This is a genomic window from Halomonas halocynthiae DSM 14573 (genome assembly GCF_000425725.1).
Taxonomy (GTDB): domain Bacteria; phylum Pseudomonadota; class Gammaproteobacteria; order Pseudomonadales; family Halomonadaceae; genus Halomonas; species Halomonas halocynthiae.
In genome coordinates this window covers 214,119-226,257 of sequence record NZ_KE384440.1, presented here as the reverse complement: position 1 = coordinate 226,257, position 12,139 = coordinate 214,119, and the positions used below count along the sequence as shown (strand labels likewise).

Annotated in this window: 10 protein-coding genes; 3 read left to right on the top strand and 7 right to left on the bottom strand. The window is 55.9% G+C overall.

The genetic code is table 11. The annotated features are described in order from the left end of the window. Window positions 1–216 precede the first annotated feature (216 nt). The 6 genes from H616_RS0110135 to H616_RS0110105 all read right to left on the bottom strand — a co-directional run bounded on the left by H616_RS0110135 (window position 217) and on the right by H616_RS0110105 (window position 5,816). Entirely contained in the window at window positions 217–1,173 is a 957-nt protein-coding gene (locus H616_RS0110135; RefSeq protein WP_027967268.1) for a branched-chain amino acid transaminase, read from the bottom strand. Beyond that, on the bottom strand, window positions 1,170–2,273 hold the full coding sequence (locus H616_RS0110130) for a class II histone deacetylase (protein ID WP_156906459.1): 1,104 nt from the start codon (window positions 2,271–2,273) through the stop codon (window positions 1,170–1,172). Before H616_RS0110130 ends, H616_RS0110135 begins: the two co-directional genes overlap by 4 nt. Window positions 2,274–2,303: 30 nt before the next feature. Next, window positions 2,304–3,338, bottom strand: coding sequence for a histone deacetylase family protein (locus H616_RS0110125; RefSeq protein WP_027967266.1), 1,035 nt, complete (start codon window positions 3,336–3,338; stop codon window positions 2,304–2,306). 210 nt (window positions 3,339–3,548) lie between these two features. Further along, window positions 3,549–4,487: a bifunctional Delta(1)-pyrroline-2-carboxylate/Delta(1)-piperideine-2-carboxylate reductase gene (gene lhpI / locus H616_RS0110115; RefSeq protein ID WP_027967265.1), complete on the bottom strand. Its 939-nt coding sequence runs from the start codon at window positions 4,485–4,487 to the stop codon at window positions 3,549–3,551. 1 nt (window position 4,488) lies between these two features. Continuing rightward, window positions 4,489–4,845: a RidA family protein gene (locus H616_RS0110110; protein WP_027967264.1), complete on the bottom strand. Its 357-nt coding sequence runs from the start codon at window positions 4,843–4,845 to the stop codon at window positions 4,489–4,491. A 170-nt stretch (window positions 4,846–5,015) separates the two neighbouring features. Further along, the gene (locus H616_RS0110105; protein ID WP_035572991.1) at window positions 5,016–5,816 is read right to left on the bottom strand and encodes a helix-turn-helix transcriptional regulator; all 801 of its coding nucleotides are present in this window, start codon (window positions 5,814–5,816) and stop codon (window positions 5,016–5,018) included. A 224-nt stretch (window positions 5,817–6,040) separates the two neighbouring features. On the opposite strand from H616_RS0110105, the gene H616_RS0110100 reads away from it, so the two are divergent. Next, complete coding sequence (locus H616_RS0110100; protein ID WP_027967262.1) at window positions 6,041–6,394, top strand: DOPA 4,5-dioxygenase family protein; 354 nt, start codon at window positions 6,041–6,043, stop codon at window positions 6,392–6,394. 44 nt (window positions 6,395–6,438) lie between these two features. Here the strand turns inward: H616_RS0110100 and H616_RS0110095 are convergent, their stop codons facing one another. Next, on the bottom strand, window positions 6,439–7,614 hold the full coding sequence (locus H616_RS0110095; RefSeq protein WP_027967261.1) for a BaiN/RdsA family NAD(P)/FAD-dependent oxidoreductase: 1,176 nt from the start codon (window positions 7,612–7,614) through the stop codon (window positions 6,439–6,441). Between the two features lie 217 nt (window positions 7,615–7,831). Between H616_RS0110095 and H616_RS0110090 the strand changes: the two genes are divergently transcribed. Both H616_RS0110090 and H616_RS0110085 read left to right on the top strand, forming a co-directional pair. Next, complete coding sequence (locus H616_RS0110090) at window positions 7,832–8,938, top strand: efflux RND transporter periplasmic adaptor subunit (protein ID WP_035572989.1); 1,107 nt, start codon at window positions 7,832–7,834, stop codon at window positions 8,936–8,938. Further along, window positions 8,938–12,048: an efflux RND transporter permease subunit gene (locus H616_RS0110085; RefSeq protein WP_027967259.1), complete on the top strand. Its 3,111-nt coding sequence runs from the start codon at window positions 8,938–8,940 to the stop codon at window positions 12,046–12,048. The genes H616_RS0110090 and H616_RS0110085 overlap by 1 nt, the downstream gene beginning before the upstream one ends. Window positions 12,049–12,139: the final 91 nt, after the last annotated feature.

Here is a 12,139-nt window from a genome sequence, read left to right as displayed (position 1 = left end):
TGTCTGATAAACCGATTTCATTGACCCAACAGTTTACGTAGTCACTCCATAAAACACTGCTGTCGCTGCCTTTGCTATATGCTGATTACCAAACGCAAGCGTCGTAAATTTTTTTGAGGCAGTGGCTCAGTGGGTACCACTCCCTATATTGCCAAGTAAAGTAGGCTGCAACCGAGCTTTCCACTAAAAAACATGAAAAGCATTAACACCGCGAGGTTACACCGGTGTCAGCCAGTGCTTGAACGCGGGCAGTTCGCCGCGGACGGCTTGCTGGTAGGTTCGCTGTAGCCGGGCGGTGACGCTGTCATCAGGGATAGGGGCATCCACGGCGGGGGCACCGGCTCTTACGCCAATTTTGCGTCCATCCAGTTCACGCAGCGGGAGGATTTCTGCAGCGGTGCCGGTCAGGAAGACTTCATCGGCGGTGTAGAGTTCATCGCGGGTGATGCGCCGCTCGCGCACTTCAATGCCCAGCACGTCACGGGCCAGCTGAATCACGCTGTCGCGGGTGATGCCCTGCAGGCAGGAGGTGACTTCCGGGGTGTGCAGAACGCCATCGCGCAGCAGAAAAACATTGGCAGCCGAGGCTTCTGCGACATAGCCTTCCGGGTCGAGCATGATGGTTTCATCAAACCCGGCCTTGACCGCGGTATTCAGCGCCAGCATGGAGTTGACGTAGTGGCCGCTGGTTTTGGCGCGGCACAGGCTGATATTGACGTGATGGCGCGCCCAGGAAGAGGTGATCGCGCGCAGCCCGCAACGCTTGGCTTCCGGCGAAAGATAAGGCCCGAGATCCCAGGCGGCAATCATCACATGGGTGCTCAACCCTTTGGCGCGCAGGCCAAGCCCTTCTGCACCGAGAAATACCGTGGGCTTGAGGTAGGCGTTGGTGAGCTTGTTTTTACGCAGGCATTCCTGCTGAGCATCGATCAGCGCGGCTTCGCTGAAATCCATCGGGATATCCAGCGAGTGGGCGCTTTCTGCCAGACGGCGGGTGTGTTCAGCGACCCGAAATATCGCCGTCCCCTGCTCGCCTGCATAGGCGCGCACGCCTTCAAAACAGCCCATCCCGTAATGCAGGGTATGGGTGAAGACGTGAATTTTGGCCTCTCGCCATTCCAGCCATTCGCCGTCCTGCCAGATCCAGCCATCACGATCATAAAGCGGTGTCATGCATTTTGCTCCCACTGTTGGCGCCAGCCATCCATCAGCGCCTGCTGATGTGGCTGTAACGCCTGATAATCCCAGGCGGCAATTTCATCGTTCTGCGGGTCGGGCACCGCAATCTCACTGCCCGCCAGGGTCTGAATAACGCTGTGGCCACACAGTGGCACATAGCCTTCTGAGTATCCGCCTTCATGCACAAACACCAGTTTGCCTGAGCAGCGGCGCTCAGCTAATGCCTTGAGCTGGGCGGTCATCTCGGCAAAGGCACCGCTGTTGAGCAGCATCTTGCCCAGCGGGTCCTTGGCGCAGGCATCATAACCGCAGGCGACCACGATCATATCCGGCGCAAAGGCGTCAAGCGCGGGCAGAATCAAGGTTTCCATGGCGTACTGATATGCCCCCAGCCCACAGCCTGGCGGCATGGGAAGATTGAGATTAGCCCCTTTCCCGGCGCCTTCGCCCTGCTCTTCAAAGCGGCCCGTGTCCAGCGGGTAGTTGCCGGACTGATGAATGGAAACGGTCAGCACCTCGGGGTCGGCGTAAAACGCTGACTGCTGGCTGTTACCGTGATGCACATCCCAATCAAGAATCGCCACCCGCTTCACCTGCCCCAAGGCCCTTGCGCGCATTACCGCAACGGGGATATTACCCAACAGGCAGAACCCACGCCCTTGATCGGCCTCGGCATGGTGGCCGGGAGGACGACACAGCGCATAGGCATTGGCCACTTTCCCAAGGGCAACGTCTTCCACCGCTGCCACGGCAAGCCCTGCCGACTGCTGGGCGGCTGCCCAACTGCCGGGCATGAAGGGGGCGCAGTCACCGCCATTGCCGCCACCTCGCGCATCATCTTTCGCCAGCATTTTCAGGTAGCGCGGAGTATGAAAGCGCAGCAGGTCTTCCTGGGTGGCCGCTGGCGGTTTCACGACCTCTAGCTCGTCTATCAGGCCGCTGACTTCAAGAATATTTTTCAGCCGCCGCTTGCTTTCGGGGCTTTCAGACGCCGCCTGCGGTTGCAGAAACTCACCCGGCGACGAAAACACGCCGATGGCGCCCTGGTCATGCCAGAAGCAGCGTTCATGCCAGTAAAAACCTGTCGTCTTCAACCCTGTGTTTATTAACCCAGTCGTGCTCATTCAGCCTCGCAGATAACCGCGCATAAAGGCGGTAAGGTTAGCGCTTAGATGATCGGTCGGATAGCCGCCTTCCTGAATCACCACGGTGGGCTGTGAAAGCGCGCTTAACTGCTCGCCCAGGGCCACAAACTCCTCCGTTTCCACGCTTAACCCGGCCAACGGGTCATCCTTGTGGACATCCAACCCCAATGACACCACCACAGCCTCTGGCTGAAAGTGGTTGAGCTGCTTGATTAAGGTCGCTACAGCGCTCAGATAGGTCTCGCCGTCGCTGCCAAGCGGTAGCGGAAAATTAACATTAGCCCCTTCCCCTTCACCACTGCCGGTTTCATCGGCTCCACTCCAGAAGAAAGGATAGAAATCACTCGGGTCAGCATGTACCGACCCCGTCCACACATCACCGCGAGCGTAGAAGATATCCTGAGTGCCGTTACCATGGTGTAAATCCACATCAATGATAGCGACTTTAGACACTTTCTCACGCAGCACGCTGGCGGCCAGCGCTGCATTATTGACCAGACAAAAGCCACCGGCATTATCCGGCCCGGCATGGTGGCCCGGCGGGCGACACAAGGCATAGGAACGGGCTGCTCCACGCAGCACATCTTCCGCGGCCGCCACGGCGGTGGCGGCCGAGGCCATCGCGCCACGAAAACTGGTCTCACTCAGCGGGCAGGCCATGTCATGCAGGTGCCATCCGGCCTGCCCTACAGGATGACGTGGGTAATGCTGGGCCCCACCACAGGGATGAACATTGGGCGCGACTAACTCAGACGCACCGGGTATCGCATGCCAACGTTCATAGATGGTTTCGAGAAACTGCAGATAGCGGGATGTATGAACCTGCTCAAGACGCTTACGCAGCGTCGGTGAGTCCGTTTCCATCGGGGCCGTCAGGCTCAAGCCCGCTGCCGCCAGACCTTCGCTGAGCAACTCTGCCCGCACAGGTCCTTCCGGTGAAGGGGCCGGTTGGCCACGCAACAGAAAGGTGGGCGGCGCATGCCGCGCCTGATCTGGATGGTAGAAGCATTTCATTAATCGTTCACCATGAGGTTAAGCGCCGGGTAAACCCGTGCCAGGTTAAAGCAATGACGGAACCCAGGTAGAAAGCGCAGGGAACGTCGCCAACAGAAAAATGGCCGCGATGAAAGCCGCATAGAACGGCAGGGAAACAACAAGAGAGGCAGTTTCAACACAAACGACATCCTTGTCGTAAGCCATAAAAGACCATATTACTGATAGTCTTTAGGCGCTTTCCATGCTTTCCCAGGTCTCAATCGCTGCAGCCAGATCCTCCAGCGACGCGCCAACGGATTTGAACAGCGTAATGGCCTCACTGCTGGTACGTCCGGGCTTGTCGCCTTTCAGCACTTCGGCCAGATCGCCCTTGATATCATCAAACGCGAAGCAGCCTTCCTCAATTGCCTGGTGAATATCCCCGGCTTCGCCTTTGGCACCCGCGTAGGTATCCACGTACACATCGGCACGTCGCAGGCATTCGCCATCGGTTTCACGCATGGTCGGGCGGAAGGCACCAATCAGGTCGACGTGAGTACCCGGCGTTAACCACTCCCCCTTGACCAGCGGCTCGGTGGAAAGCGTCACGCAGCTGACGATATCAGCCTCCGCCACAGCGGATGCCAGATCCGTCACGGCTTCCGTCGCAAAACGGTCCGCGTATTCAGCCGCCACGGCTTCAGCTTTATCTTTGCTGCGCCCCCACACCAGCACCCGTTTGATCGGGCGCACGCTGGCGTAGGCTTCAATCACCATGGGTGCCAGTTTGCCGGTGCCCACCACCAGCAGCGTGTCAGCGTCTTCTTTGGCCAGCACATTCCCAGCCAGCGCAGAGGCTGCCGCTGTACGACGGCGAGTCAGTTCGCTGCCATCAATACACGCCAGTGGTTGGCCGTGTTTGCCTTCACTGAGTAGGTAGAGACCGGAAATCGCCGGAATGCCGTGATTGGCATTCTGCGGAAACGCGTTGACGATTTTCACGCCGATATAACCTGCTGCTTCCCAAGCGGGCATCAACAGCATGGTAGCTTCACCATCCGGACGATGCATGGCGTGGTGATGACGCGGCGGCGACTCCACGCCTTCCACAAAGGTGGTTTTCAAACGCTGGATCAGGCCGTCCCAACCCAGGTGACGTTCGACATCGGCAGCAGAAATAACCTGCATATCACGCCTCCGGCAACGCGGCCACGACCATGATTTCCACTTTCCATTCCGGCTTGGCGAGCTTGGCTTCCACTGCCGCACGCACGGGCGGGCGCCCAGCAACCACCCAGGCATCCCAGGCAGCATTCATCTGGTCAAACTCCGCCATGCTGGTGACCCAGATCTGCGCAGAAATCAGGTTTTCCTTGGAAGTGCCTGCCTGTGCCAGTAGTTGGTCGATACGCGCCAGCACCTGCTCGGTCTGGCCACGCATGTCGGCAGAGGCATCTGTCGGCACCTGGCCGGCCAGGTAAACACTGCCGTTATGAATGGCAATCTGGCTCATGCGTGCATTGCTATCGTGGTAGGTAACGCCCATTTATATCTCTCCTGAGATAAATACTTTCGGGTAATGCTGCTTTGAGAATACGAACTTGGCGCTAGTAGCGCTTGCCTCAAAGTCAGGAAGATTTGCCCGAAAGTCTTTTACTCACAGAAGCAGAAGCAAAGGCAAAAACACCAGGAGGGTTAGCGTTGAATACGCTACATTTAGCGATCTGCGGATGGGGAAATTTCAAAATAGCGACGATAAGCCCGTGAAAAGCTGCCTTGATCTCGAAAGCCAACCAACATAGCAATATGCCCCAAGCTCAAGGCGCTGTGACGCACCAGAGTGCGTGCATGCTCAAGGCGACGGCGCTGCACATAGGCCAGCGGCGTGACACCGGTCAGCTCGCGGAAGCAGGCGTGAAAATGTCCGAGGCTAAGCGCACACAGTGCTGCCATCTGTTCAACATGAATGGCATCGGCTAAGTGCTGGTCGATCCAGTTATCCAGCCTCACCAGATCCAGCCGCTCACTGATACAGCGTTTACCGACAGGTTTACCAAGCTGGCTGACGACACTTTCCGGCTCATCGTGCAGATACATGGTCAGCGCACGCAGCAATAGCACGGCAATCTCATTTTGTAGCGCGGGGCACTGTTCAAGCTGTTGCGAAAGCGCATGAGTGAGCTGATTGAGTGCTGGCGGCACACTGAAAAAACGCGGTTTATCGAACAAGCGCTCAATTTCGCTGCCTTTCTCAAGTGTAGCAAGGTGCGCCACCGGAATATCCAGCACCAGAGTACGATTCCCACCATCCCCCTGATATTCATGATGGCGGGAGCTGGGTATCAAACAGCCACGGCGCGCCGTTACCCGCTCCTCCTTTCCCTCCATGGCCAGCTCGGTTGTCCCACTGGTGGCAAGTATCAGCTGGTGGAAGTCATGAGCATGAGAGACGTGCTCAGTCGCCAGATTACGACTGTGCAACTCAAAACACTCTCTATTAAGACCGTCTTTGCCCATTATAGTTAGCTCTCATTACTTATACTTTTATTAAATGTTCACTTTCTGCAGATAGCTTATTCATAAACCCCACCTAAAACACAACACCAAGCCCGTGACTCTTGGCATGCTGAGCTTCAGGTTCACGTTGCAAGGATAAAACAGAGCTATGGTGGTATTTACGCTATGAGATACTTAACCTGTGGCAATCAAACCATTTTTCTTCTAAGCCAATGGAAAACGTTATGACTGACGTAAAGCGCCCTGTTAATTCGCATAAAGCGTACCACGCACACGTCTACTTCGAGCAAGCCACGTTGCCTTTGGCAACGTCGTTATGTGAGCAGGCTGGCGAGAAGTTCGGCCTTAAGGTGGGTCGCGTTCATCAGAAAAATGTTGGCCCTCATCCGAAGTGGAGTTGCCAAATCACGTTTGGAACCAAGCATTTTGACCAGCTTGTACCTTGGCTTGAACAGAACAGGGAGGGGCTTTCTATTCTGATACATGCCTTAACCGGCAATGATCTTGAAGATCACACAATCTATGCGTATTGGTTAGGGGATAGCCTTGAATTAGACCTGTCGATGTTTCGCGGTTAACTCCCCCAAAAGAGGCATCGCATCACAACACCTCTCCTCTTTTCTTATAATGCTAACCCGCAAGCAACGCCTGACGCCCAGGCCCACTGAAAGTTATAGCCGCCGAGTTCCCCTGTCACGTCCAGTACTTCACCTATGAAACGGAGCTGCGGCAAATCTTTAACCTCAAAGGTTTTCGACGATATAGCTTGAGTAGCCACACCCCCTATGGTGACTTCTGCGGTACGCCAGCCTTCCGTGCCAGCAGGCTTAAGCTGCCATTGGTTAAGCCGCTCAGCCCAGCGAGCAAGCTGCGCGTTAGAGCATTCGGCAAATACAGCATCCTCACCATGCCACCCTACCAAGGCATGAGCCAAACGCTTTGGCAGCCGTTCAGCAAGCCAGCCGGACACTCGCCGCTTCGGTGTTTGCTGGCGCGCATGAACCAAGCTTTCCCAGGCGTTTTCACCCGCTAACAGATTGATCTCCAGGGTGTCACCCGGCTGCCAGTAGCTGGAAATTTGTAGCATAGCTGGCCCCGACAGGCCGCGATGAGTGAACAGCAGCGGCTCGTGATACTCCCCACCACCACAACGCACTGCAACCGAATGACTGAGGCCAGCCAATGCAGCAGCGCGGTCTTTCCACTGAGACGTTAGCGTAAACGGCACCAGTGCGGGACGCGTTGCAGTAACGGAAAGCCCAAATTGGCGCGCAATGTCATAACCAAAACCGCTGGCTCCCAACGTAGGAATCGACAACCCTCCACTAGCCACCACGACCGCGCCAGCATCCATGCGACCACGAGATGTCATTAAACGCATTCCCTCGCCTAGGCGTTCAACGTGCTCAACACGAGTGTTTAGCGAAATATCGACTCCGGCCCACTCACACTCAGTCAGCAGTATTGTCAACAGATCCTTGGCTGACCCAGCGCAAAACAGCTGCCCCGGCGCTTTCTCTACATGCTCAAGCCCATGACGCTCAACCAGCTCAACAAAGTGGTCAGGCCGATATCGCTTGAGCGCTGAAATACAAAAATACGGGTTATCAGAGAAAAAATTAGCTGACGTGGTAGCCAAGTTGGTGAAATTGCAGCGACCACCGCCTGACATCAGGATTTTCTTGCCTGCTTTGTTAGCATGGTCTATTACCAGCACACGACGACCGGCGTAGCCTGCCGTCAACGCGCACATCAACCCCGCCGCTCCGGCACCAATGATCACCACATCATGGTTCATGTTGCTCTCCCATTGCTTACCACAAGCACACCCCACCACAGGAAAACGCGCATTCTAGCAGAGGCAGCGAGCGTAAACTTGCACTGTATTGCCATGATATTGCCACGTTATTTTCGTAACCTCTCGTGGTGATGATCAGCACACACCGGTAAGCTATCTCATCGTCGTCAATGATTACTCACATGTTTCACTACCGTCACTTTCAACCGGATTCATCATGATGCTGAGTTTACTCGCGCCAGGGAATTGGCGCCGTATTGCCCTTGTAGCTAGCCTAATCTGCTTTGTGTTAACCGCCCTGCCCCTGGCTGCCCAACCAGCCCCTACGCCAGTCATCGGCGCGCGCGTTGACACAACTCTCTGGTCTGATCCGCTAGATGGGCTCGGTACGCTGAAGGCAGAGGAAAGCATCACGCTCTCCGCCACCGTGACGGCGATTGTCGAATCCCTGGATTTTGAAGGCGGCGAGCAAGTGGCCGAGGGTGCCACGTTAGTTCGTCTCAACGCCGCAGAAACGCGCGCGGACCTACGTGCAGCTCAAGCACTACGCGACGAGCGTCAAGCTGTCGTTAACCGCTTGGCACAACTGCAAGAACGCAACTTAGCGCCACGCGCCGAGGTCGAAGACAGCCGAGCACAGCTACGCCAAGCAGAGGCCGCCATTGCTGCCATTCAAGCCCAGCTTGATAACTACACCCTGAACGCGCCCTTCGCTGGCGTGGTCGGCTTTCGCGAGCTAAGCGTCGGCACACTGGTCACCCCCGGCACGGAGCTTGTCACCCTCGACAAACTCGAGCGCATGAAATTGGATATCCGCCTACCCGAGCGTGAATTGGGCCAACTGACGCTCGGCACGCTGATTGAAGCGCGTAGTTCAGCTTATCCGGAAGCCCTCTTTCAAGGCAGCATCACCAACATCGGCACCCGAGTCGACCCTGTCAGCCGTAGCGTGGTGGTACGTGCCGAGCTAGACAACCCCGAACACCAACTGCGCCCAGGCATGCTGATGGAGGCTCGTATCAAGCGCGACGCCCGCCACAGTCCAACGGTGCCTGAGTCAGCAGTAATTGCTGAAGGCCTGACGCAACATGTGCTGGTCATTCATCAAGATGACATGCGCATTGAGCGCCGCGAGATCACACAAGGAAAGCGCCGCCACGGAGAAGTCGAAGTATTATCAGGCCTTCAGCCCGGCGAGCTGGTGGTTAGCCATGGCACCGATCGCACCCGCGACGGTGCCACTGTTCGCTTGATTGGCATCGCAGACGCCGACACCAGCGTACGCCAGCTGCTAGAAACTAGCCGCACTGAGACAAACTTCTGATGCAACTATCTGAACTCTCCATCAAGCGCCCAGTGCTGGCTACAGTGCTCGCTGCGCTCATAGTAGCCTTTGGCATACTCGCGCTAACGCGCCTGCCGCTACAGGAATACCCCTCTATTGACCCGCCTATCGTCAGCATTAGCACCAGCTACCCTGGCGCGTCGGCTAATGTGGTTGAAAGCCGTATTACTCAACCGCTGGAAGACAGAATTTCGGGCATTTCTGGCATCGAGGTCATTTCTTCATCAAGCTCAGATGGCAACTCCAGAATTACCGTTGAGTTTTCCTTAGGGGTAGACATCGATGCTGCAGCTAACGACATCCGCGACCGCATTTCAGGCTCACTCGACAACCTTCCCGACGAAGCAGACCCGCCCGAGGTTCGCAAAGCCGACGCCAGTTCAGATGTGGTGTTGTGGCTCAGCCTATCAGGCGAAGACTATGACATTTCCGAACTCACCGACTACGCCGAACGTTATTTGAGCGATAGCCTGTCGGTACAAGACGGTGTTTCGCAAGTCATTATCGGGGGCGGCCACGAATACGCCATGCGTGTGTGGGTTGATACCAACGCACTCGCTGCTCGCGGCCTAACGGTGCGTGATATCGAAAACACCCTCAGGGCAGAAAACGTCGAACTACCCAGCGGCTCCATTGAGTCAAAAGACCTACAGTTCCGCCTGCGCCTACCGCGCAGCTTTAACACGCCGGATGATTTTCGCAACCTAGCACTGGCCCGCGACGATAACGGCTATTTGGTCAAGCTCGGCGATGTGGCCCATATCGAAATCGGAGCGGTCGAAACTCGCACACTGTTTCGTGGCAATGGTAAGGCCATGGTCGGCCTTGGCATGATGAAGCAGTCCACCGCCAATGTGTTGGCCATGTCCAAGGCCGTACGCAACGAAGCTGAACGCCTGTCCAAACGCTTGCCGGAAGGCATGTCACTAACGGTCAATCATGACTCGTCGGTCTTTGTTTCAGAAGCCATTTCCCAAGTGATACAAACACTTGTGATTTCTCTCGTGTTGGTTGTAGTAGCAATCTTTCTGTTTCTAGGTAACTTGCGCACTACGCTAGTACCGGCCGTTGTTGTGCCCATTGCACTCATCGGCACGTTTACTGCACTGCTAGTCATGGGCTTTACGATCAATCTGCTCACACTACTCGCTATGGTGCTAGCCATCGGTCTAATCGTCGATGATGCCATCGTCATGCTGGAAAACATCCATCGGCGAATACAGGAGCTAGGCGAAACACCATTGGTCGCTGCTGTACGCGGCAGTCATGAAATGGGCTTTGCCGTTATCGCCACGTCGCTGGTGCTAATTGCCGTTTTTGTTCCGCTGGGTTTCATGCAGGGGGATATCGGTCGCCTATTTTCCGAATTCGCTTTGACCATGGCCGCTGCTGTGGCAATTTCGACGCTGCTGGCACTGACCCTGACGCCAATGATGGCCTCAAAAGTACTCAAGCCCAACCAAAAGGAAAGCGCACTTTCTCTCGGTGTCCAGCGGCTGCTTAACTTCTCGCGCAACCTGTATCGCCGCATGCTGGTCGTTACGCTAAAGCTACGCTGGTTGGTCGTCGCCACCTTTGTAGTACTGGTCAGCGTGATGGTATGGCTTAACGCCCAACTCCCCCGTGAATACACGCCGATGGAAGACCGAGGCAGCTTCTTTATTCTGATCAACGGGCCATCTGGCGCGACCTACGACTACATGATCGATTATATGGATGAGGTGGAAGCTCGGCTGCTGCCGCTACTGGAGCGTGGTGAAATTGAGCGTATTGTCGTTCGTGCACCACGCGGCTGGGGCAATATCGAAAGCTACAACGGCGGCTTCGCCATCGTCGGCTTGTCCGACTGGGGCGAACGACGGCCCGCGCAAGCTATCATCGGTGACGTGCGCGCGAAACTTTCCACCCTGCCAGGTGTGCGAGCCATTCCTATCATGTTCCGAGGCTTTGGCGGCGGCATGGAACAGTCGATGCAGTTCGTGCTGGCAGGTGGCACTTACGAAGAGATGGCCGAGTGGCGCGACATCCTGATCAAGCATATCCGCGAAGATAATCCGCGCTTGTTAAACCCCGACAGCGACTATAAGGAAAACCAACCACAGTTGCGGGTCGATATCGATAAAGCCCGCGCCGCCGACCTGGGCGTTACCATCAGCGAAATTGGTAGCACACTGGAAACGTTGCTTGGCGGGCGCACCGTTACCCGTTTTATAGACGGTGGCGAAGAGTACGATGTCATTCTCGAAGCGAAACAAGGCAGCCTGCCAAGCCCGACATCTCTCGAAAGTGTCATGGTGCGCTCGGCACGTTCTGGTGAGCTAATACCGCTATCGAGCATGGTGACTTTAACCAATTACGCCGGCCCCAGTGACCTCAGCCGTTACAACCGATTACGTGCCATCACTATTTCTGCTGACCTCGCGGATGATTACTCCATGGGCGAAGCGCTTGAGTATCTACAAAATGCCGTCAACGAGCTGCTTCCCGACGAAGCTCAGCCCGACGTCAAGGGCGCTGCTCGTGACTATCTCGACGCCGGTAACGCCACCACTTTCCTACTGATCGTTGGTGTACTCGTCGTGTTTTTGGTATTAGCTGGCCAGTTTGAGAGTTTCGTTCACCCACTAGTCATTATGCTCACCGTTCCTTTGGCCATGGTCGGCGCCCTGTTTGGGCTGTTGCTAACCGGCCAAAGCCTCAACATTTACAGCCAAGTGGGGCTAGTCATGCTGATCGGCCTAGCCACCAAGAACGGTATCCTAATCGTCGAGTTTGCCAATCAGCTGCGTGACGCTGGTAGCGAGTTTCAAGAGGCACTGATTGAGGCCTCAGTCACACGCCTTCGCCCAGTATTGATGACCGCAGTAACCACGATGGCAGGAGCGGTTCCATTAATTGTTTCCAACGGTGCGGGCGCTGAAACACGCTTTGTACTTGGCGTCGTCATTTTTGGCGGAGTGGCCAGCGCTACGCTGTTTACGCTATTTGTTGTCCCCGTTGCCTATGACATGCTTGCTCGGCATACCGGATCACCAGGCGCTATCGCACGCCGTCTGCGCTCGGAGATGAAACGCACACCCACCAGCTAGGCCTCCGATACCGGATGCCACATAACAGAACGTAAAAAGACCGACATATCATATGTCGGTCTTTTTTTAATCCACAACTGCCACACGCGCG

Coding starts and splice junctions, on each gene's coding strand:
- H616_RS0110100 (WP_027967262.1), top strand. CDS start 6,041: ATGACTGACGTAAAGCGCCCTGTTAATTCGCATAAAGCGTACCACGCA.
- H616_RS0110085 (WP_027967259.1), top strand. CDS start 8,938: ATGCAACTATCTGAACTCTCCATCAAGCGCCCAGTGCTGGCTACAGTG.
- H616_RS0110135 (WP_027967268.1), bottom strand. CDS start 1,173: ATGACACCGCTTTATGATCGTGATGGCTGGATCTGGCAGGACGGCGAA.
- H616_RS0110125 (WP_027967266.1), bottom strand. CDS start 3,338: ATGAAATGCTTCTACCATCCAGATCAGGCGCGGCATGCGCCGCCCACC.
- H616_RS0110090 (WP_035572989.1), top strand. CDS start 7,832: ATGATGCTGAGTTTACTCGCGCCAGGGAATTGGCGCCGTATTGCCCTT.
- lhpI (WP_027967265.1), bottom strand. CDS start 4,487: ATGCAGGTTATTTCTGCTGCCGATGTCGAACGTCACCTGGGTTGGGAC.
- H616_RS0110110 (WP_027967264.1), bottom strand. CDS start 4,845: ATGGGCGTTACCTACCACGATAGCAATGCACGCATGAGCCAGATTGCC.
- H616_RS0110095 (WP_027967261.1), bottom strand. CDS start 7,614: ATGAACCATGATGTGGTGATCATTGGTGCCGGAGCGGCGGGGTTGATG.
- H616_RS0110105 (WP_035572991.1), bottom strand. CDS start 5,816: ATGGGCAAAGACGGTCTTAATAGAGAGTGTTTTGAGTTGCACAGTCGT.